This window comes from Longirhabdus pacifica, from assembly GCF_004115085.1.
Taxonomy (GTDB): domain Bacteria; phylum Bacillota; class Bacilli; order Paenibacillales; family DSM-105158; genus Longirhabdus; species Longirhabdus pacifica.
Genome location: NZ_QXJP01000023.1, coordinates 40,005 through 62,958, shown reverse-complemented (window position 1 = coordinate 62,958; position 22,954 = coordinate 40,005). Strand labels below are relative to the sequence as shown.

Sequence of the window (22,954 nt, the reverse complement as noted above, 5' to 3'; positions counted from 1 at the left end):
CATTCACGAAGTTTGAGATTTTTTACTTCTTTGTTTTTGTAGCCACAACACGAGCATAATTGACTGCTAGCATAATTGTATAATAGTTTGCTCGTTATATATTTCGACATGAAAGTAAAACTACCTTTTTAAGAAAATACATGTTTTATCATTTTTTACTGTTAACTAATATACGTAATAGAACGGTAATTGTTCTTTTTTATGGCAAAAAAATATGATAAAAATAATAAAATCATGCTCTATCTTTTTAGTTTACCATACTTTCAACATAACCATTGATAAAGTTACAAAATTCTTTCGTTTATAAAAATTATCCAGAGGAAGGGGTTTGCTATTAAAAATTTAGGGATAAGCTGTCTCACCACGCATATACATAAAGAAGTAGCTTCTTTCGATTAGGTGAGTTCTTTTTAGGAGTGTAACTATGAACGTTAAATTTCGTAATGTTTTTTTCATATCTATATGCGTCTTAGGAATGCTGTTGGTTTTGACGTCCATCAGTATGATTCTCTATGCCAATCAACACAGTATTCCCGACGGTGTGCACATCAACCAAATTAATGTAGAGCATCAAAGTGTTTCTCAAATTTTAGCACAGATGAAACAGCTAGAAGCGCATTGGAAGACGTATACATTTACTTTTGTATACGAAAATGAAGCAAGTCAGCAAGTGACTTATACGGGCGAAGAACTTGGCATACATACTAACCTTTCATCTATTGCAACGTCTTTGTTGGATTTAGAAAGAGGGACGATATGGAACAAGTTCTGGACAAGGTTGCATATGCGCCATCGTACTTACGATATACACATGGATGTAGACCACGCCACATTGCAATCGAAGTTAACGCAGCATTTTTCTTTTATTCAAAACAATGAACCTACTAATGCAGTAAGAACGATTACTGACTACGACACGATAACGTATACGCCAGAAAAAAATGTAGCTCGCATTGATTTTGAGCAATTAAACATAAACGTACAAAAGGAAATACAGATGCAATTGCAGCAATGGCAGGACTTCAAGCAAAACGGAATTACCATGAAGTTACCGATGTATGTGTTAGAGGCAGGTGTCACGGTACATAAATTAAAAAATCAGGGAGTTTCAAAAAAAATCGGTCAATTCACCACTACATTTCGTTCCAGTGCTGGTCGCGTGCATAATATCCACTCCGTGGCCAAAACGATGGATACGATGCTGCTGAAACCACAAGAAATATTTAGCTATGAAGAAGTAATTAAATCCGCAGAAAAAAAATACGGCTTCAAGCAAGCTTCGGTTATCGTTAATGGCAAATTTGTACCGGGCATTGGCGGTGGAATCTGCCAAGTATCTACGACGCTATATAACGCTATTTTACGATCTGGTTTGGAAGTAGTGGAACGAAGAAATCACTCTGTGCCTATTCGGTATGTTCCGCTTGGGCAGGATGCCACTTTTTCCAGAGGGAATATTAACTTTCGTTTTCGCAACAACACCAATCATCATCTGTTGATTCATACGGAAATATCGAATCAGCACGTAACGGTAAAATTGTTTGGAACGGAAATCAATGAAAACCATTCGTATATCGTTTCATCTAAACTTACAAAAGTCCTTCCCCCACCTAAAAAAGTCGTGTATAATCCAAAGCTGCCTGTTGGAACCGAAAAAGTACTACAAAAAGGGAAATCTGGTTTTATAGTAGAAACGAAACGAATAACAACAGAAAATGGCAAGATGATAAAGGAGGAAATCATTTCAACAGATACGTATCCACCTACACCGATGTTAGTTGCTACAAAAAAGAATAGTACACCTGAGCCCCGCTCTCAAATAGCCCCCAAAAGAAATATTATTGAAGATGGTGTGGAAGGGCCAATATTTTATTTTCAACCAGATGAGTAATTTCTTTATGTTGCATAAGTGCTGAATAAAAATAGAAATGCATAAAGAAAAAATCAGATGGACACTATACTCCACCTGATTGTCATTCATATGAGACCATTGATCCGTTGAGATATTACGTTGGTCTTATACTACGTTATCGTATGTTCTTTTACCCATGTATCAGATTTTTCAATACAGAGTTTCACTTGCTCTATTGCTTGACTTACTCTTTTCTTTGCTGTACCACCGTGCATATCGCGTGCGTTGACGACATTTTCTGGTTGCAATGCAACGAAGATATCTTTTTCAAACAAAACATTGAACTGCTTATATTCTTCTAATGTGAGGTCTAGTAAATACTTTTTGTTTTCAATGCAATATAACACGATTTTACCGATCACTTCGTGAGCTGCTCGAAACGGCAACCCTTTATTCACTAAATAATCTGCAATGTCGGTAGCATTAGAGTAATCTTCACGGACGGCTTTCATCATGTTTGTTTTGTTCACTTTCATCGTAGCGATCATTGGCGCAAATAGTTGCAGTGCCCCCTGTAACGTTTGTACGGTGTCGAACATGCCTTCTTTATCTTCTTGCATATCTTTGTTATAGGCGAGTGGCAATGACTTCAATAAGGTCAGTAAACCCATCAGATGGCCGTATACTCTACCTGTTTTACCTCGAACGAGTTCCGGGACGTCGGGATTCTTTTTCTGTGGCATAATACTGCTGCCCGTACAAAACGCATCATCCAATTCAATAAAAGAAAATTCCGTACTAGACCACAATACTAACTCTTCACTGAGACGAGAAAGGTGGAGCATGATGAGGGAAGCATCTGCCAGAAATTCTACGATAAAATCACGATCGCTTACTGCATCGATACTGTTCTCGTAAAGATGATCAAAATGCAGTAAAGATGCAGTATAGTGTCGATCTATAGGAAAGGTCGTTCCAGCTAGTGCTCCTGCTCCTAGCGGCATCGTATTAATGCGTTTATAGCTATCCATTAACCTTTCTATATCCCGCTGCAGCATCGCTACATAAGCAAGCAAATGATGAGAAAACAAAATAGGTTGCGCACGTTGTAAGTGCGTATACCCTGGTAAAATAGTGTCCATATTTTGTTCTGCTTGCTGCACTAATGCACGCTGTAAGTCGCTCAGCAATTGTACGAAATGAACGACATGACGGCGTAAATATAGATGCATATCAGTTGCTACTTGATCGTTTCTACTTCTTCCTGTATGCAGTTTACCACCTACAGGTCCAATTTCTTCGATCAACATGCGTTCGATGTTCATATGAATATCTTCGTCTTCTATTTTAAAGTTTGCATTTCCGTTAGTCATTTTCTGCTGCACAGCATGCAGCCCCTCGGTGATGGTATTCACTTCAGATGGGGTTAAAATACCACATTTACCTAACATCGCAACATGAGCAAGGCTGCCAGTAATATCTTCTGACGCCAATTGCTGATCAAAGGAAATGGATGCCGTATACTGCTCCACTAGTTTATTCGTTTCTTTTGTAAATCTCCCACCCCAAAGTTTGGACATCTTGTTCACTCCTCATTGTGATTCAACTTGTTGACTTGTGCGTATAATTTTGTAGGTAAGCTGTGAAGTTGAATAAAACCAAGCGCTGCTTGATGATCGAATTCATCATCCGCATTATATGTTGCTAGTTTATAATCGTATAATGAATGATCCGATTTTCTGCCAACAACGACAGCGTGTCCTTTGAACAATTTCAAGCGTACCGTACCGCTCACCGTCTGTTGTGATTGTTCAATAAAGGACATCACACAATCTTTTACTGGAGAAAACCATAGTCCGTCATATATAATTTGCGATAATTTTTGTTCCAACACAGGTTTAAAATGGGCGAGTTCTCTCGGTAACGTCAGGCATTCTAGTTCTTTATGTGCGTTCATCATTACCACTGCAGCAGGGGTTTCGTACACTTCTCTAGATTTAATGCCTACAAGACGATTCTCCACATGGTCGATGCGACCAATACCGTGTTTACCTGCAATCGTGTTCAGTTGTTTAATCAATTCATGTAATGGTTGTGTTACTCCGTTCAATGCCACTGGCTTTCCTTTTACAAAGGTCAATTCAATTTCATCTGCTGTATCTGGAGTTTCTGTTAAAGGTGTAGTCATCCCAAAGGCATCTTCTGGAGGTTCAGCCCACGGATCTTCTAGTACTCCACATTCACATGCTCTTCCCCATAAGTTTGCATCAATGCTGTATGGTTTTTCTTTGTTAACGGGAACGGGGATGTTATGCTTTTCTGCGAATTGTATTTCTTCATCTCTTGACCAGCCCCATTCTCTTACTGGCGCGACAATTTTTAAGTTAGGATTCAACGCAGCGAACGAAAGCTCGAAGCGAACTTGATCGTTTCCTTTTCCAGTGCAACCGTGTGCGACGGCAACGGCGCCTGTTTTTTCAGCAAATTCCACTAGTATTTGCGAAATGAGCGGTCTGGAAAGTGCAGACACTAAAGGATATTTATTTTCGTACATCGCGTTGGCTTGAATGACAGGAAGTACAAATTCTTCTGCAAATCGTTGCTGTGCATTCACCACGTACGATTCTATAGCACCGACTTGCAGTGCTTTTGTTCTTATTTGTTCGAGATCTTTGCCTTCTCCAACATCAAGGGAGACGGCTACGACATCGTATCCGTATTGTTGTTGTAGCCATTTGATGGCGACAGATGTATCTAGTCCGCCAGAGTAGGCTAATACGATTTTTGGTTTGTTGGTCATGGTTGGTATCCTCCTTCGGGAAAGGTGCTGGCTCTTGGGCTTGTTAGCCGCTTGCGTTGCGGGTGATGCTGGACGGCTTCGTTCTCTATGCTGGGAACTGGCAAAATGGGTTGCCAGTTTTCTTCCCTGCTCCGTTCTCTTCACCTCTGTTCGCCCCTAAAGGCCTGGCGATCCAGCATCTTTCCCTTTTTAGTTAAGTGCGATGGCTAAAGTTTATTTCGATTCAGCAACCTTTTTCTTTTTAAATGATAGATTTCATGATTGCTTTTTGAACGTGCAGTCTGTTTTCTGCTTGGTCAAAGATGATAGATTGTGGTCCATCGATGATGTCAGCAGCCACTTCTTCTCCGCGATGTGCGGGTAGACAGTGCATGAATAGATAGTCGTTTTTTGCGTGTTTCAATAGTTCACGGTTAACTTGGTAGCTTTGAAATGCTGTTTCTCGTGATTGCTGTTCTTGCTCTTGCCCCATGCTTGCCCATACGTCTGTGTAGATGATGTCCGCTCCTTGTACAGCTTGGACAGGGTTGTTTGTTATTTGTAACGTTGCGCCTGTTTCTACAGCAGCATTTTTGCATAGTTTGCTAATTGAAGCATCTGGCTCGTATCCCGGTGGGGTAGCGATGGCGATGTCCACGCCTAGTTTGGCACCAGCCATCATTAATGAATGTGCCATGTTATTTCCGTCTCCGATGTAGGTTAGTTTTAGTCCTTTTAATTTTCCCTTTTTCTCTTTGATGGTATGAAAGTCAGCAAGTGCTTGGCATGGATGCGCCAAGTCTGTCAATCCGTTAATAACAGGAATGGTGGCGTTTCTCGCTAGTTCAATGACGGTATCATGAGCATAGGTGCGAATCATGATGCCATCTAAATAACGTGAGAGCACTTTCCCTGTATCCGATAAAGGTTCACCGCGACCTAGTTGTAAATCGTTTTTGCTAAGGAATAACGGTTTCCCTCCTAGTTGTAGTATTCCAACTTCGAACGACACTCTTGTACGAGTAGATGCTTTTTCGAATATGAGTCCGATAATTTTCCCTTCTAAGGAACGATCTTGCTGCCCGTTTTTATGCTGTTTTTTTAGAATCTCTGCTTCGTGTAATATATGTTGCAGTTGTGAGCTAGAAAAGTCATTTAGAGCTAGAAAATCTCTTCCTTTTAATTGTGCTTGCATAGGATTTAACTGCTCATTTCCTGTATTTTGTTGTTGCACTTTCACATGTATCATTTCTATCCCTCCTCGCCATGGGCGATTGATCTCTTAGGTGATTCCACTTCGTTGTTTTACGCCTGGCTACTGAGGCGTAAACTTATATTCTATTATTTCTTCGGCTTATACATTTTGTATATTTAAAGCTTCTTGTATCGTTTGTACCGCGGTGTCGATTTGTTTATCTGTCACAAGTAAGTTAGGCAACAATCGGATGACGTTGGGTCCCGCTGGAATAACCAACAGTTTTTGATCGTGCATGCTTTGTATAACGTCATGCACTTTCCCTTTGCATTCGATACCGATCAGTAGTCCTTTTCCACGTATTGTTTTGACAAAATCATGATGTTGCAGTGCACTTGTTAATTTAGCTAGTAATTTATCTCCTTGTATGGCAGCTTGTGTGATAAGTTGTTGTTGCTCTATGACATCAAGTACCGCATTTGCAGCGGTACATGCTATGGGGTTACCTCCAAAAGTGGAACCGTGCGAACCAGGACTGAAACTTTCAGCTAATTTTTCTGTTGCCAACATGGCCCCGATCGGTAATCCGTTGGCTAATCCTTTTGCTGTGGTAATGATATCTGGTTGCAAGTTCCAATGTTCATATGCAAATAATGTTCCCGTTCTGCCTATGCCAGTTTGTATTTCGTCGATAATAAGTAAAATCTGATGTTCTTCGCAGCGTTTTTTAATGTGTTGGATAAAAGAAGACTCCGCGACGTTTACTCCGCCTTCTCCTTGTATCATTTCAAGCATGATAGCACAGGTGTGTTCGTTAATCGCTTCATCCAAAGCTACAATATCGTTGTACGGACAGTATCGAAATCCTTGTGGTAATGGACGAAATCCTGTCTTCACTTTATCTTGACCTGTTGCTGCTAATGTGGCGATCGTTCTGCCGTGAAAAGATTGCTCGAACGTAATGATTTCGTAGCGGTGGCTACGCGTCGTGTGTTGCCCGTATTTCCTTGCTATTTTGATAGCAGCTTCGTTCGCTTCCGCTCCACTGTTACAGAAAAAAACGCGATCCATGCTTGATTGTTCTGTTAGTTTTTGTGCAAGTTCCTGTTGTGGTGATGTAGAGAATAGATTTGAAGTGTGCCACAGTTGATCCAGTTGGTTTTTTACTTTTTCTACGATAACAGGATGACGATGACCTAAGTTGGTCACTGCTAAGCCACTGGTAAAGTCTAAATATTTTTCTCCTTTATCGTCATACAACCAACTGCCTTCTCCTTTTTCAAAATGAAAAGGATACCTTTGATACGTGTCAAATATGGTTTCCATTGCTTATCCCTCCTGTTCGTAAGTGATCTGATAGGTTAGCTTATATTAGATTAACGTTTAACGATGTGACGTCCATTTTCTATTGATTTATGATGGTCGTTCCACCTTTTTTTCCTTGCATCATGTTTAGTAGTGCATGGGGATCTTTGCCGTTCACAATGGTTACGCTTTTTACTCCCCCATTGAGGCTATCTATAGCTGCACTTACTTTCGGTATCATTCCACCATATATTTCTCCACTGGCGATCATCGCTTGAATTTGTTTTTTGGTGATAGTGGATAGAAGTTTTTCCTGATCTTGCTGCTTTTGTATAATTCCATCGACGTCTGTGGTAACGACGAAATGATCGCTGCCTATTGCTGCCGCAATAGCCCCTGCCGCTGTATCTGCATTAATGTTGTATTTCATTCCGGTTTCATCTATACCTAACGGTGCAATGATAGGAACGATGCCCGCATCTATTAATGTGTGGATGACAGCTGGATTCACGTTTGTAATACTCCCTACATATCCTAGCTGCTCATGTTCCTCCACTGCTGTAGCTTGTATCATTCGATCATCCATACCACTTAGCCCAACTGCTCGTATGTGATGGTGGAGCATCTGTCTGGTAAGCCATTTGTTGACCTTACCACAGAGCACCATCTCTACTACGTCTAGCACTTCAGCCGTTGTTTTTCGTAGTCCGTTGACGAATTCAGATTGTATATTTAACGCTTCTAGTTGCTGTGAAATGGCTGGCCCACCACCATGCACGATGACAGGATATATTTGTTGTTTTGTTAAATCATGCAATTGTTCAAAAAAGGTTGACGGTAAGTCTTGGAGTGTACTTCCTCCACATTTAATGACTAATTTCATAGACTCTTATCCTCCCGAGCTATCATGTTCGATAAGCGGAGTTGATTCTAACGTATTCATACGACAAATCGCATCCCCAAGCTACCGCACGTTCGTCTCCTTGATGTAAATTTACCGTTATGGTTACTTGACTTTCTTTCATATAAGCTGCGGCTTTATTTTCATCAAAGGGGACAGGTTGTGATTGGTGGAGTACCTTAATATCTCCAATATGAATATCAATTCGTTGAGGATCAAATGTCTCACCTGCACTCCCCATACTCGATATAATTCGTCCCCAGTTGGCATCTGCACCAAATACCGCTGTTTTGACTAAACTAGATCCAATGATTTGTTTGGCTATGACTTGCGCTGTTCTCTCACTTGGTGCATGCTCTACGATCACTTCTACTAATTTGCTCGCCCCTTCTCCATCACGTGCAATCGCTTTGGCAAGCTGTTCTAGAACGTAAGAAAAGGCCACTTCAAAGTTATTCCATTCTGGATGGGATGGCGATAATATCTCGTGCTCTATTTTTCCACTGGCCATCGTGATGACCATATCATTCGTACTCGTGTCTCCATCTACGGTGATCATATTAAACGTTTTATTGGTTGTTTGTGACAATAGGGACTTCCATGCACTTTGTTCCACTTTTGCATCTGTCGTAATGAAAGCGAGCATCGTGGCCATGTTTGGATGAATCATGCCCGAACCTTTGGCTGCCCCACCAATACGTACTTCTTTACCATCGATGTTGAGCTTTACAGCTATGGATTTTGTCGTTAAGTCTGTAGTCAAAATAGCGCGGTTAAAACCATCCCCATTTTCTTTGTTCACATGCTGTGGCATTTGCTCAATACCTGCTAGAATTTTTTTGATAGGCATAGGTTCCCCGATTACACCTGTGGAGGCAACAGCGACATGATGTTCTTCCACTTTAAACATGTCTGCCGTTTTGGAACGCATAGCTAGCGCATCTAATTCCCCTTGTTTTCCTGTACATGCATTGGCGTTCACACTATTGACAACAACAGCTTGTAATTGGTTACTCACTGCAATGCTTTTCTGTGTCACTTGAAGTGGAGCAGCTTGAAATAAATTGGTTGTATATACTGCTGCAGTCGTTGCTGGCACATCACAATACAGAACCCCGAGATCATGCCGTTTGGATCTTCTTAAACCACTATGCATGCCTCCCGCTGAGAATCCTTCTGGAGATGTCACACTACCGTGATCTATCGTTTGAAAAGCTTCACTCATCTTTATCACCTAATTACCTTTCTCTCCATGTTGTTGCTTGCTTTTTTATCTTTTTACTATGGATTTACGGATAGATGGGAGTAAAGACGTCTAGTCCTAATGTTTCTTTCCATCCCATCATAATATTTGCATTTTGTATTGCTTGCCCGGCAGCACCTTTAACAAGATTGTCAATGACAGCTACGATGGTGATCCTACCTGTTCGCTTATCGACGGAAAATCCGATATCGCAATAATTTGAACCCCATACTTCTTTGGATGAAGGTATACTACCTAGCGGTTTTATTCGGATGAACTTTCTCCCTGCATAATATGCTTTATACATTTCTATTAATTGTGCTTCTTCTATATTTTCACATAATTGCGCGTATATCGTGCTGCAAATACCTCTAGTCATCGGAACAAGATGAGTCGTAAAGGTAATCGTGATATCTTCCCCGGCAATTTGACTAAGTGTTTGTTCTATTTCTGGTATGTGCTGATGTTGATTTAATTTGTAAGGTTTAATGTTTTCGTTTATTTCTGCGTAATGTATGGTCGTATTTGGTTTTCGTCCTGCACCCGAAATACCAGATTTAGCATCTATAATAATAGATTGTGGTTCAATTAATTTTTCACTTAATAATGGTGCCAGTGCTAGACTGGACGCTGTCGGATAACAACCAGGATTAGCGATACACGTTGCCCCTTGAATTTGTTTTTCAAATAGTTCAGACAGACCGTATACTGCTCGTTTTAACGTGGTTATATCCACCGATTCATGACCGTACCATTGCTCATATAAAGATGGAGTTTGTAGGCGCAAATCACCAGAAAGATCAATGATTTTCGCTTTGCCATCCGCTTCAAGTAGCTGCTTAGCCAGCTTGCCGCTCACGCCTGAAGGCGTAGCAGTAAAGATGATATCTACTTGCTCTACTAATGTTTCTATTTGAAGATCATCAAGCTCCATTTCTGCTATTTGTAACAAATGAGGGTAGCTTTCCGCTATACTCTCCCCCATACTAGAAGTAGAAATGACAGCATGTAATTGTATATTTGGATGTTGAAGTAAGAGACGAATAAGCTCCACTCCGCCATAGCCCGTGGAACCGATAACAGCGGCTTTGATTTTAGGCTGCATCCTCATCCCTCCATAATAAATAATAATGAATACGTATCATTATACATATATATGAATATTAATTCAATACTATTTTTTATGTTTATTGAAAATGCACTTTTGCCTTAACTATATAGGCTATGTATATGGTTACAGGTGGTGTGTAGAGAAGTGATAGGTGCGTGGATTTCAGTGTCATATGAAAAAGAGAAATGCTATATGTAGAAGAAATATAATGCTATCATATGGATAAGCATACAATAGAACGGCTCACGAGGGCAGCGGCTCACTTTTCTTTTTTTTATTAATCATCGAATTTTCTACAAAAAAGTAGACTGTCCTCGGTTTTGGCCAACTAGGCAGTCTACTTCTTAGAACGTATGAGTCGTTGCCCTTTAAGGCATCTATTGTTGCTTAGCCACAAGTGTTAGCAGCACTTGTGGTTTTTTTAATAGTGTATCCTTGTTAATGCCATTATATCACATAGATAAAAAAATGGTTAGTGATCTTTCAGCAACGTGATATGATTTATCATTTGCATGGTGCTAATCTTTTTTAAACCCTTCACCTAATACCTCGGTTGTATTGCTCAAAATGATAAAGGCGTTCTGATCTACCATCTTCACGATGGCCTTTAGTTTACTCACTTCGGTTGGAGAGACGACGACCATGAGTACATCCCTCGACTTGCCTGTATAGCCACCATATCCAACGAGTCGTGTTAAACCACGATCGAGATCTCTTAGTACGTTGTCTTTAATAGCGTCTGTCTGCTCCGAAATAATAAACGCCACTTTCGAGAAAGCAAGACCCGCTTGCACAATGTCAATCGTTTTACTCGTGACGAATAAACCTACTAATGCATACAACGCTTGTTCCCAAGAAAATACGAGTCCAGCACTCAGTATGACCATGCCATCCATCATCGCAATGGCCATTCCAAGACTGAGGCCCGTATATCTGTGTATAATTTGAGCGGCTAAATCTAGTCCCCCAGTAGAGCCACGCCCACGGAAGACGATACCAAGACCTAGCCCAATACCAATACCACCGTATATCGCAGCTAACAAGTCTTCATTCGTTATCGGTTCCAGTCCGCTGGTCATTAAGATGAAAAAAGGTAATACGATGGAGCCAACTAATGTTTTAAGCCCAAATTGTCCCCCAAGTACACTTAATCCACCGAGGAAAAGAATGATGTTTAAAACCCACTGTGTAATAGCTGGCCTAATTCCTGTTATTCCTTCTAACACGATGGATAAACCTGTAACACCACCAGAAGCAATGCCATTCGGAGCTAGAAACCAATTAAAACTTAGTGCAATAAGAAGGGAACCTAAGATTAATAATATGTATTCAAATAAAATATACCCTCGGCTATTATAGGGAATTAATGCTTTTTTTCGCGCTAATGTTTTCGCTATCATGCCATATTATGTATTGCCTGCACAAACTAACTCTCTTTCCCATCCTTTTACGTTACACATTTTTCAATGCTAAAAGAAAAGAAGGAGAGGAAGGAAGCACACGCTACACCCTGTCCTCTCTATTGTCATTTAGGTATTGCCACACTATATCATTTTACGTAAATAAGCATCGATGAAAGCATCTATTCCACCATCCATGACCGCATCGACGTTACCTATCTCCACGTTCGTACGATGATCTTTCACCATACTATACGGATGAAAAACGTAAGATCTAATTTGACTGCCCCATCCAATTTCTTGCTGCTCTCCACGGATGTCTGCCAATTCTTTTTGCTGTTCTTCTATTTTCTTCTCATAAAGTTTGGCACGAAGTACTTTCATCGCTCTTTCACGGTTTTTAATTTGAGATCGTTCTGTTTGACAGGTGACCACAATTTTAGTTGGAATATGGGTAATGCGCACTGCGGAGTCCGTCGTATTAATATGCTGACCACCTGCTCCACTAGCACGGTACGTATCCACTTTAATATCCTCTGTGCGAATTTCGATGTCCACATCATCTTCAATCTCCGGTACGACGTCACAAGATACGAAAGACGTATGACGACGACCAGAGGAGTCAAACGGGGATATGCGCACGAGACGATGCACACCTTTTTCCGTTTTTAAGTAACCGTAAGCATTATACCCTTTAATAAGTAGGGTTACACTTTTAACCCCTGCTTCATCTCCAGGTAAGTAATCGATCACTTCCACTTTAAACGAGCGCTTTTCCGCCCATCGGCGGTACATGCGAAGCAGCATTTCCGCCCAGTCTTGTGATTCTGTTCCACCTGCTCCTGGATGTAATTCTAAGAAGGCGTTATTTTTGTCATATGGCTCACTTAACAACAATTCGAGCTCAAATTTTTCTACATGTTTTACAAATGGAGATAAACCAGCTTGTAGTTCTTTCAACAACGATTCGTCATTTTCTTCTTCTGCCAGTTCCAACATCATTTGCAACTCTTCGTATTCATCGTTTAGTTTGTTTGTTTCATCTACGATCGATTTCAAGCCGTTGACTTCTGCTATCGTTTGCTGCGCTTGCTCATTATCGTCCCAGAAGTTAGCCGCGCTCATCTTCTCTTCTAACTGTGCTATGTCAGCTATTTTTTGATCTAAGTCAAAGAGACCCCCTAAGTTGGGTAATTCGCTTGGCCATTTCCTTCAGTTCTTGCTTTAATTCAATGATATCTATCAATGTGTTCACCTCTATTATGAGTCAAAATGCATGTGAATCATCCACTTATTTACCATGGCATTGTTTGTATTTTTTGCCGCTGCCACATGGACAAGGTTCATTTCTTCCTACTTTTTGTTCACGACGCATCGGTTTTTTTGCTTTTTTACTATCTTGTTTCGGATCAACAGCCTGACCTTTGGCAACTTCTTTACGTTCAACATTTCTTTCTACATGTGCTTTCATCGCATACTTTGTTACTTCTTCTTGAATGCTAGCGATCATGTCCTCAAACATTTGGAAGCCTTCAAATTGGTATTCTCTCAGTGGATCTGTGCCTCCGTATGCTCTTAAATGAATACCTTGACGAAGTTGGTCCATGGCATCGATATGATCCATCCACTTACTGTCTACTGCGCGGAGTGTAATAACTTTTTCAAACTCCCGCATTACTTGTTCTCCTATTTCTTGTTCTCTTTTCGCATAGAGTTCCTCTGTTCGCTCCGTCAGCATTTCAATCATTTCTTGTATTTCTTTGCCTTTAAGATCTTTCTCCGTTATGGCATACTCCTCATTCAGTAGCGTGGCATTGGCGTATTCAACCACAGCACCAAGATCCCATTCCTCAGGAATAACATCATTTGAGCAATGCGCATTCACGACTTGTTCAACAACAGCTGTAACCATCGTCCAAACGATTTCTTTTACGTTATCCGATTCAATGACTTCACTACGCTGTTTGTAAATAATTTTACGTTGTTGATTCATGACGTCATCATACTGGAGTACAACTTTACGCACATCAAAGTTACTGCCTTCTACTCGTTTTTGTGCGGATTCGATCGCTTTTGTTACTAATTTACTTTGGATCGGCTCATCTTCTTGGAATCCTAATTTGTCAAACATGCCTCGCATGTTGTCGGAACCAAATCGACGCATCACGTCGTCTTCTAATGAAAGATAAAATTGGGTAGATCCTGGGTCACCTTGACGTCCTGCACGTCCTCTAAGCTGATTATCGATACGTCTACTTTCATGACGCTCTGTACCAATGATATGCAAACCACCTAACTCTGCTACGCCTTCTCCAAGTACGATATCCGTACCCCTTCCAGCCATGTTCGTTGCAATCGTTACGGCACCAGCTTGACCTGCTTTGGCGACAATTTCTGCTTCTTCTGCATGCTTTTTCGCGTTAAGAACGCTGTGACGCACGCCTTTTTTAGTTAACATGGAAGAAATAAGCTCTGAACGTTCGATTGATGTCGTTCCGATTAGCACAGGCTGTTTTGTTTGATGTCTGTTTGCAATTTCTTCTACTGCTAATCTATATTTACTCATTTCATTTTTATAGATCAGATCTGGCATATCTTTACGAACCATCGGGCGGTTCGTTGGAATAACGATGACATGCAATCCATAAATTTTTGAAAACTCTTCCTCTTCTGTTTTCGCTGTACCTGTCATGCCTGATAATTTTTGATACATACGGAAATAGTTTTGGAACGTAATCGTTGCCAGTGTCATGCTTTCGTTTTGAATTTGAATTTGCTCTTTCGCTTCAATTGCTTGATGTAAACCATCGCTATAACGGCGACCCGTCATCATACGTCCAGTAAATTCATCTACGATCACGACTTGCCCATCTTGTACGACATAATCTACGTCATGTTGCATGATCACATGTGCTTTTAATGCTTGTGAAATATGATGATTGAGCGCAACATGCTGATGATCAAATAAATTGTCTATACCGAATGCGGATTCTGCTTTTTCGACTCCATCCTCCGTTAAGTTGACATTTTTCATTTTTTCATCCGTTGTATAATGTTCGTCTGCTTGTAAGCCTTTAACAAAGCGGTCGGCGGCAATATACAATTGTGTCGATTTTTCGGCTTGTCCTGAAATAATAAGCGGTGTTCTCGCCTCATCAATGAGAATGGAATCTACCTCATCGATAATGGCAAAGTTAAGTGGACGTTGTACCATCTTCTCTTTATACAGCACCATATTATCTCTTAAGTAGTCAAAGCCGAATTCATTGTTTGTTCCATACGTAATATCTGCTGCATAAGCTTCTTGTTTTTGTTCGTGGGATAAACTGTTTAAGTTTAATCCAACGGTTAATCCTAAAAAGTTATATATGTTAGCCATTTGCTCGCTCTGCGTGGAGGAAAGATAATCATTGACCGTAATGACATGAACGCCTTTGCCACTCAATGCATTTAAATATGCAGGTAATGTTCCTACGAGCGTCTTCCCTTCCCCTGTTCTCATCTCCGCAATTTGGCCTTCATGCAGCACCATTCCACCAATTAATTGCACATCAAAATGACGCATGCCTAACGTACGTTTAGAAGCTTCCCTCACGGTTGCAAACGCCTCAGGAAGGATATCATCTAAAGTTTCTCCGTTTTGTACACGTTCTTTGAACTGTGGTGTTTTAGCTTTCAATTCCTCATCAGATAAGGCTTCAAATTGTGGTTCCATCTCATTAATTTTTGTGACAGTTTTCATAATGCGTTTGAGTTCACGCTCATTCGCATCCCCAATTACTTTTTTTATAAGTCCTAACATATTTGGGTATACCCCTTTCCATCGAATCCACCATAGCAAGTTATCCATAGCTTTTATGTTGAAGTTATATAATAAGTTGGCTGAACAAGTTCATTCCACTTATATATAAATTTTATCAGTTTCATGGTGTTCAAGCAACCAAGGAAATGTACGCAAAAAACCCTGGTATAATACCAGGGTCAATTTAGCTACGATATAACAACCAATCTTTTAATGACAAAAAAACCATCTATATGAATAGGGCTTTATTCGCCACTCAGCGATTATAATTTTGAAACGTTAGCAGCTTGAGGTCCACGAGCACCTTCGACGATTTCGAATTCTACGTTTTGACCTTCTTCTAATGTTTTGTAACCATCAGAGTTGATAGCTGAAAAGTGAACGAATACGTCTCCACCATCTTCAGTTGCAATAAATCCATAACCTTTTTCAGCGTTAAACCATTTTACTGTTCCTTGCATATAAAACATTCCCTTCATTTTCATCTTGCGAGTTAAAACTCACTCTTTGACTATAGCATCGGTTCTAGGTAATGTCAATTGATTTTCTTATGCACATCACCTTATGTTACCAGTTTTTGTTGCCACAGTTTTATATATTATATGTAAATGAATGTCATTTATGCATTACCGTCATCAATTTAATTTTCTTTTTTATCACATTCCAAAAAGTTATCCACAACTCATGTTGATGACTGTGGTAAAAAACGTCTAATCCTGCTATACATGTAGTTAACTGAAAATTGTATTATCGACATTATTCCCTATTATGAAAGCTTATTTTCATTGTTATTCACACTTTTATCCACACTATCCACAATAGTGAACGATAGTTTGTTAACAACTTTTCCACGGATATATGGTATTGTCCACATTTCTGTGGGTATGAAGTGTTTTGCTTGTAAACAAAAAGATCTTCTATTATAGAAGATCTTTTTTGTATCATTTTCCTCCAATACATCGGAAAATATGTTATCTTGTCACGTTATGACATTGTTGTTGCAATGCATGTCATTACTTTTTTTCATCGTAAAACATACTTTGTACGACACCACTTTGTCCGTATTTCTGTTGTGTTTTCAATTTGTTCAATTTCTTCAATTGATTCATCGCTTGATCACGAACTTGTTTCATTTTCTGCTGAATTTGTGTATCATTATCCATAATTTTCTTGATGATGGCACCATACTCTTCCATACGATGCGCTTCCCATGACTGTTGTTGTAATTGCCCAAAGATATGCTGTCTCTGATCTACATAGGAACCCAGCTGTTCCTCACTCATAGCATCCAATTTAGCTAAGGTGTTCTCACTAGTTTGAAGTAATTGTGTCAATAGATCTTCTGTTGCTGTCATCATCGTTAGCTTCCTGTTCCTGCAGTTTGTGGTTGTTTCTTAGCTTCGATTGCAGCTTGCATCCACGTTTCTTTTAATTGCTTTAAATATTCAAGTATTTCTTCCAACGGTTCTGTTTTCTTGTGCATGTTAGCTTCCACTAATTTACTTTGAAAGTATTCATAAAGTGGTAACAATTGTTCCGCTATGGGAGCATTTTTGTCTAATGTAGAACTAAATTCATGAATGATGTTTTGTACTTTTTGAATGTTCATGTTTGCTTCTTCGATCTGATTTTGCTCAATAGCGTGGATTGCCTGTCTGCAAAATCGAATAGCACCGTCATATAGCATAATGAGTAACTGTGCAGGAGAAGCTGTTTGAATAGAAGTTTGCTTGTATTTGTTAGAATGTATCACGTGACCACTCCTAATATATTAAACTTAAAAAAAGTAAAGGATACAACGGACTATTGCCCGTTCATCTGACCTAATAAATAAGATATTTGCGAGTCCATTTGTGCAATATACGTTTCCATTGCTGTAAATTGACTATAGTATCTTTCTTCAATTCTTTGCATACGATCTTCAAAATCTTTTATTTTGTTTTCCCAATCTTGAATGTCTTCTCCAATAATAAAGTTTTCCAATACATTTGTTTCTTTTGTACCTGCAACTTGTCTTATATCACTCATCATTTCATCTACGATATCATCCAAGCGATGCGCTATACCGTCTGCACTATCTATTTCACCATCGGAGTTGTTGCTAGTAAATAATTGCATCACTTGATCGGGATTATCTGCTATCGCTTGTTTTAATGTAGCTTCATCAATGTGTAGCTTTCCGTATTCATTGCCTTCTTCGAAATAATCCCCTGTAGCAATACCAATTTCGGCTAGCTGGCTAATTGCATCTGGGTCTGCGTCCGTAAACATATTCGCTAAAGCTAGTCTCATCTTATCCAGTCCACTAGATAACATATTGTCATTGCGCAACAATCCACTTTGTGCCTGTTCTTCCCATTTTTCAATTTCTTCTTCGCTTAATTCTGCCTTTTCTTCTTTTGTTAATGGCTCATACGATCGATTCCGTGGCTCACTGACGACTTTGTTTAACTCTTCTAATAAGGTATTGTATTGATCTACGAAATCTTTGATGTTGTTATACACCGTATCCACATCGTTATTTACACTAATGGTGACAGGAGATGTGGTCACTTCTTTAATATTTAAGTTGATCCCGCTAATAGAAAATGTGTTGGAATCATAGCTTCCGACAACTCCGTTAAATTCAACTTCTGCATTCACTCCCATATCAGTAACCTCGTTATACGTTACCGTTTGCGGGGTTGAAGTGGTTGTTAAATTCAACTTATTTAATACGTTGCTGTCTCCACTAAATTGTACTGAAACACTGTTGTCAGGATTAAAAAAGGCAATGTCTCCGTTGGCATCTAATGAAGCTGCAACACCAGACTCTCCAATAGCAGAGCTATTGATTTCATTGAGTACATCTTCGATTGTCGTTTTTGCATCTACTTTAATGTCTACTTGCTCTGTACCATAAGTAATGGTCAACGTTTCCTCGCTTGTTAATGTCGAATCAACCAATTCATCTAATGCAAAAGTGGCAGTACTAGATCCTGAGGGAGCAGATGTAAATGTTTCTCCTGTTTTCACGTTTGAATTAAACCCTAGTACATCTAATAAGTTCGATTCAGAAGATAGTGAAACTTTGGCATCATCACCTGTGGTCGTACTGTTTACAAATATAGTATCTAAACCTTCATCATAGCTCATTCTGACACCTGTCGTACTGGAGTAGCCATTTACTTTATTCACAATCGATTGCAGTGTATCTGTTTCACTGACGTTGATCGTCACACTGCCTTTCTCTCCGCTAATATTAAGTGTCGTATCACTGGTATTGAGCTGCATCGTTTTAAGATCGGTTTGTCCGTTGTAAGGTGTTCCAGAAGCATTGGATGCGTTGAGTTTATTGGATACTAAATTCGCCGCTTCCGCCAGTGTATTCACTTTTAGGGTATACGTACCATCTACCGCTTTAGTCGTTGCCTCTGCCCAAACCGCATTTTGATTAGAAGAGGTAGAGATTTTAGAGGAAAAAGTTCCTGATAGTTTCAAACCATCTAACACGTTACGATCAAACTCTAAAATTTTTGTATTAATATCGCGATATTTGTTTACTTTCCATTCCAAAAGTGTCTTTTTCTTACCAAACTTATCTAATTTAAATTGCTCTGCTTTCATCATGTCAGAGACCATTTGGTCAATGTCCATTCCTGAAAATCCATTAATTCGATTTGGTGATACTTGCATGTTCTATCATCCCTTCTATCCTTTTTCGTCAACAAAAATCCCGGCCATTTCCCACAACTTTTGTAAGAAGTCTAAATTTTTCTCCGGTGGAATTTCTCGAATCATTTCCCCGTTCTGCTGATCTAACACCTTTACCATGATTCTCTGGGTTCCTTCATGCACGCTAAATTCCAATGATGTAGATTTTGATAATTCTTTGATTGCTTTTTCAATAGCTTGTACGAGCTGTTTTTCACTTATCGTTATTTCTTCTCCAAGTAATTCTGCATGTTCAAGCGTTGCTGCACTTCGTAAAAACCGATGTAATGGAGGGCCCGGAGATGTCGTTGAATTTACTTTTGCCGTTTGCTCTATTTGTTGCTTCACATTGCTACCTGCCCTCACGTTGTTGATTTCATTCATCCTGTGTGCCTCCTCCGATCCTTTTGGTTAACCTACTCACTATATCGGCAATCCTAAAAAAAATAATTAGCTTACGTTATTCACGATGCAAGGTGCTAAGATTTTACCATTTTAAGTTTCTGATAGCCGTGACTGAGATGATGAGAACAAGATAGATAAAACTAACCCCCCATGCACACTGGAGGGTTAGATTTGCAAGTCTATTTCTGGTGGAATAATGTTGATACTTGCTTGTTGCTTCATATAAATGTTCACCTTTTGTGGTGTATAGTCATGGATGACTTTATTAGGACGGGTGTAAAGCTGAACATCAGAAACGACAGCGTCGATCATCGGTTTTTGCGGGGTATATTGGATATCTACATTATCGATTGAAGCAGGTCCTGCAATATGTAAAGCATGATGGCGGAATTGGGCTTGTTTAACCACTTCCACCACTCCATTACTAGCGTTTTCAATCGACATTAATATATCGCCTTCATGAACGGCTTGTGCAATACCTTCTAATGCGATCTGTGAAGATTGATTGAAAATACGATGCATGGACTTCAGCACACCACCTTGAGCTAAAGCATCCCAAGCGCGGCTCTGATCGATTTGTAATGTTCCAAGTTCTTGCTGGATACTTTGTTCTGCTTTAGGTTGAGACAGTTCAAACGTTGCCATCGGTTGGCTTAATTTCTGATCTCCCTTTGGCTGTTTCACACCAATTTGCGCAAAAGTTTGTTCAATTCGCAACATCGGCATACTAGAAGAGGTAATGGCTGTCATAACCGCAACCTCCTATTAATTTAAGAAATCTACTAATGTTGGAGTCATAGAGCGTGAGCCTACCGCTAGAGAAGCACGATAAACGCTCTCCGTCATCGTATATCTCGTGATCAGTTCTGTTATATCTGCATCTTCCACATTGGACTGCATATCTTCTAAGTTCACACTCAAATCTTCCAAACGGTCTTGCACTAGCTCTACCCTGTTCGTTCTTCCACCAATGGCTGCTCGTGCATCTAACAATTTCGAATTGCGAGAATCAATAATATCTAATGCATCGCTGACTGCTTGATGATCGTTGTTGTCTATATCATTGATTAAGTCTTTCATCACTTTAAATAAATTATCGGCATCTCCTGGACTTCCAAATACTTCATTACCTGTAATATTAATTTGTATTTTTAAGTCTTCGCTCATTTCAAACAAAATTTCGCCGTTATCCGTAGCTGCCGTTTCTGCTGTGGCAGGATCATAAGGTTTAATATCCGTTTTCTGTCCATTAAAAATATATCTACCTTGAAATTGGTTATTGGCAAGGGATACTAATTCATCATACAACTCTTCTAATTCCGTTTTGATGGCATCCATTGCTGTTTCATCATTCGTACTGTTCGCTGCTTTTACCGCTAACGTACGAACTGTCTTCCATTCTTTACCTATTTGATCTAGTACGTCATCCGCATAGTCCAGTTGTGACAATCCGCTGTCTACAGTAGATCGAAACTGTATATTAGCGGAGAAATCGCTGCGATATCGTAAGCTGTATGTGATGCCTACGGGATCGTCTGAGGGCTTATTGATTACTTTACCCGTTTCCATTTGAAGTTGGAATTTACTTAATTTACCTAAATTATTGTTCAAGTTGTATAACAGCTGTGATCTCATCATACCGCCTGTTATTCTACCTGCCATATTAAATCCCTCCATTTCTTGTTAACATAGATCATTACCTACCTACAACACCCATGCCATTAATGACTTTATCCAACATTTCATCGAACGCAGTGACCGTACGAGCAGCTGCATTGTAAGCTTGTTGAAATTGAATCATATTTGTCATTTCTTCATTGATGGAAACCCCACTAATTGCTTGGCGACGCATTTCCACCTGTTCCACGATAATGACATAATTGCTTGTTTGTCTTTGCGCTTCTTCTGACTCCACAGCGAGTTCCCCTACAATAGAAGCAAAATAATCATCTATTGTTGCTTCGTTTACGCCTGTGGTCTGATCGTTAACGGCAAACTTCCCTGCCTTTAGTTCAGACATGAGCAATGCCAATGTATTATTTCCTTTGATGACTTCTACATTTCCGTTTACTGTTTCAATTCGCATCGACGTTGCAATAAGGTTTGCGTTTTCCACGATGTCCGGATTGAGTTCAATGTTAGCGGCTGTAAAGTTAGCAGAACCATCTTTTGTCGTGAAAAAATCGCCACCAACGTAAGGAGAGTTGAAATGATATCCTAATCTATGCAATCCGTTAATTCCTTTTACGGTCACGGTAATGTCACTATTCAATGTACCACTATAATCAATGCCATCAAATATAGAACCAGGTGGTAGTACGGAACCTTTTGGTATCGTCACTTCCACTTCCCCGTTAACGAGTGTATCTACCATTTTATCCAATTGCACTTGCATATCACTTACATAGCGATCTCTGGATTCGATCATGCCTTTGACTTCACCAGAGATCAAGTCTCCAGAGGTGACTGCACTTTCCAAGAAGGCTGCATCGACTGGTATACTATTTTCTCCATCAGTCAACGTTATTCCGCCCATTTGTATCGTATAACCTTGATCATTTTCCGTCACCGTAATATTCACGATTTCAGATAATTCATCCGTTAATAGATCGCGCTGGTCTCTAAGATCGTTGGCGTTATCGCCCAACAATTCTAGTCGCTGTATTTCATCATTTAGCGTCGCAATAGAGGAACTGAGTGTATCTACTTGTGTTGCTTTGACTCCAATGTTGCTGGTCAAATCAGTAGATAGTTCCGTAAGCTGTCTGCTCATTAAATTAAAGGCACTTGTTAATGCTATCGTTTTTTCTTTTAACACGGTACGCGCTGCTAATTCTTCTGATTTAGTACTAATATCGGAGCTTAAGACAGACCATGCTTTCCAAAATTCATCCATGACTTCACGTATACCGCTATCAGAAGGCTCATTGACAACCGTCTCCAGCTTACCAAGCGTATCCATCTGTACACTCCAGCTACCGAGTTCCTTACTTTCATTGCGAAATTGAGAGTCTAAAAACCCTTCTCTTAAACGTGAGATGGAACTTACTTCTACCCCTGTTCCCAGCTGACCTGGGCTTGTACTACGCATCAACCCAAATGCTTCAATTGGCGTTGTTGCTTTCATATTCACGCGTTGTCTTGTAAATCCTTCTGTGTCTGCATTCGCTATATTGTGAGATAAGGTAGCGATGGCTGTATTTTGTGTAAATAATGCTCTTCTTGCGGTTGTAAGTGTATGAAATGTGGATCTCATGTAAATCCCTCC

Annotated in this window: 19 protein-coding genes; 1 reads left to right on the top strand and 18 read right to left on the bottom strand. The window is 39.8% G+C overall.

The features are described 5' to 3' along the window. The first annotated feature begins 424 nt into the window (after nucleotides 1–424). Nucleotides 425–1,891: a VanW family protein gene (locus D1Z92_RS14485; protein WP_128896389.1), complete on the top strand. Its 1,467-nt coding sequence runs from the start codon at nucleotides 425–427 to the stop codon at nucleotides 1,889–1,891. Between the two features lie 131 nt (nucleotides 1,892–2,022). Here the strand turns inward: D1Z92_RS14485 and argH are convergent, their stop codons facing one another. The 18 genes from argH to flgK all read right to left on the bottom strand — a co-directional run bounded on the left by argH (nucleotide 2,023) and on the right by flgK (nucleotide 22,942). Continuing rightward, nucleotides 2,023–3,432: an argininosuccinate lyase gene (gene argH, locus D1Z92_RS14480; RefSeq protein ID WP_128896388.1), complete on the bottom strand. Its 1,410-nt coding sequence runs from the start codon at nucleotides 3,430–3,432 to the stop codon at nucleotides 2,023–2,025. A gap of 5 nt (nucleotides 3,433–3,437) precedes the next feature. Beyond that, on the bottom strand, nucleotides 3,438–4,652 hold the full coding sequence (locus D1Z92_RS14475; RefSeq protein WP_128896387.1) for an argininosuccinate synthase: 1,215 nt from the start codon (nucleotides 4,650–4,652) through the stop codon (nucleotides 3,438–3,440). 241 nt (nucleotides 4,653–4,893) lie between these two features. Then, complete coding sequence (argF, locus tag D1Z92_RS14470) at nucleotides 4,894–5,880, bottom strand: ornithine carbamoyltransferase (protein WP_370741300.1); 987 nt, start codon at nucleotides 5,878–5,880, stop codon at nucleotides 4,894–4,896. Nucleotides 5,881–5,985: 105 nt separating this feature from the next. Further along, a complete protein-coding gene (argD, locus tag D1Z92_RS14465) occupies nucleotides 5,986–7,152 on the bottom strand; it encodes an acetylornithine transaminase (RefSeq protein WP_128896386.1) in 1,167 nt (388 codons plus the stop codon). A 79-nt stretch (nucleotides 7,153–7,231) separates the two neighbouring features. After that, a complete protein-coding gene (gene argB, locus D1Z92_RS14460) occupies nucleotides 7,232–8,014 on the bottom strand; it encodes an acetylglutamate kinase (RefSeq protein ID WP_128896385.1) in 783 nt (260 codons plus the stop codon). Nucleotides 8,015–8,036: 22 nt separating this feature from the next. Continuing rightward, nucleotides 8,037–9,257: a bifunctional glutamate N-acetyltransferase/amino-acid acetyltransferase ArgJ gene (argJ, locus tag D1Z92_RS14455; protein ID WP_128896384.1), complete on the bottom strand. Its 1,221-nt coding sequence runs from the start codon at nucleotides 9,255–9,257 to the stop codon at nucleotides 8,037–8,039. A gap of 64 nt (nucleotides 9,258–9,321) precedes the next feature. After that, nucleotides 9,322–10,380: an N-acetyl-gamma-glutamyl-phosphate reductase gene (gene argC, locus D1Z92_RS14450; RefSeq protein WP_240666759.1), complete on the bottom strand. Its 1,059-nt coding sequence runs from the start codon at nucleotides 10,378–10,380 to the stop codon at nucleotides 9,322–9,324. A 524-nt stretch (nucleotides 10,381–10,904) separates the two neighbouring features. Further along, complete coding sequence (locus tag D1Z92_RS14445; protein ID WP_128896383.1) at nucleotides 10,905–11,786, bottom strand: YitT family protein; 882 nt, start codon at nucleotides 11,784–11,786, stop codon at nucleotides 10,905–10,907. A gap of 144 nt (nucleotides 11,787–11,930) precedes the next feature. Continuing rightward, nucleotides 11,931–12,993, bottom strand: a protein-coding gene (prfB, locus tag D1Z92_RS14440) for a peptide chain release factor 2 (protein WP_128896393.1) whose coding sequence is annotated in 2 segments (ribosomal slippage) — nucleotides 11,931–12,956 and nucleotides 12,958–12,993 — 1,062 coding nt in all. Because the reading frame shifts where the segments join, the coding sequence is not laid out codon by codon here. 84 nt (nucleotides 12,994–13,077) lie between these two features. Further along, entirely contained in the window at nucleotides 13,078–15,588 is a 2,511-nt protein-coding gene (gene secA / locus D1Z92_RS14435) for a preprotein translocase subunit SecA (protein WP_128896382.1), read from the bottom strand. A 263-nt stretch (nucleotides 15,589–15,851) separates the two neighbouring features. Beyond that, nucleotides 15,852–16,049 carry a cold shock domain-containing protein gene (locus D1Z92_RS14430; RefSeq protein ID WP_128896381.1) on the bottom strand — a complete coding sequence of 66 codons (198 nt, stop codon included), beginning with the start codon at nucleotides 16,047–16,049 and terminating at the stop codon, nucleotides 15,852–15,854. Nucleotides 16,050–16,601: 552 nt separating this feature from the next. Then, nucleotides 16,602–16,946, bottom strand: coding sequence for a hypothetical protein (locus D1Z92_RS14425; RefSeq protein ID WP_128896380.1), 345 nt, complete (start codon nucleotides 16,944–16,946; stop codon nucleotides 16,602–16,604). 2 nt (nucleotides 16,947–16,948) lie between these two features. Beyond that, a complete protein-coding gene (fliS, locus tag D1Z92_RS14420; protein WP_128896379.1) occupies nucleotides 16,949–17,341 on the bottom strand; it encodes a flagellar export chaperone FliS in 393 nt (130 codons plus the stop codon). A 50-nt stretch (nucleotides 17,342–17,391) separates the two neighbouring features. After that, a complete protein-coding gene (gene fliD, locus D1Z92_RS14415) occupies nucleotides 17,392–19,263 on the bottom strand; it encodes a flagellar filament capping protein FliD (protein ID WP_128896378.1) in 1,872 nt (623 codons plus the stop codon). Nucleotides 19,264–19,278: 15 nt separating this feature from the next. Then, nucleotides 19,279–19,665 (bottom strand): flagellar protein FlaG, encoded by a 387-nt coding sequence (locus D1Z92_RS14410; protein WP_128896377.1) that lies wholly within the window; start codon nucleotides 19,663–19,665, stop codon nucleotides 19,279–19,281. Nucleotides 19,666–19,851: 186 nt separating this feature from the next. Further along, nucleotides 19,852–20,436 carry a DUF6470 family protein gene (locus D1Z92_RS14405; RefSeq protein WP_128896376.1) on the bottom strand — a complete coding sequence of 195 codons (585 nt, stop codon included), beginning with the start codon at nucleotides 20,434–20,436 and terminating at the stop codon, nucleotides 19,852–19,854. 15 nt (nucleotides 20,437–20,451) lie between these two features. Further along, on the bottom strand, nucleotides 20,452–21,348 hold the full coding sequence (gene flgL, locus D1Z92_RS14400) for a flagellar hook-associated protein FlgL (RefSeq protein ID WP_164931637.1): 897 nt from the start codon (nucleotides 21,346–21,348) through the stop codon (nucleotides 20,452–20,454). Between the two features lie 34 nt (nucleotides 21,349–21,382). Next, the gene (gene flgK, locus D1Z92_RS14395; RefSeq protein ID WP_128896374.1) at nucleotides 21,383–22,942 is read right to left on the bottom strand and encodes a flagellar hook-associated protein FlgK; all 1,560 of its coding nucleotides are present in this window, start codon (nucleotides 22,940–22,942) and stop codon (nucleotides 21,383–21,385) included. Nucleotides 22,943–22,954 lie beyond the last annotated feature (12 nt).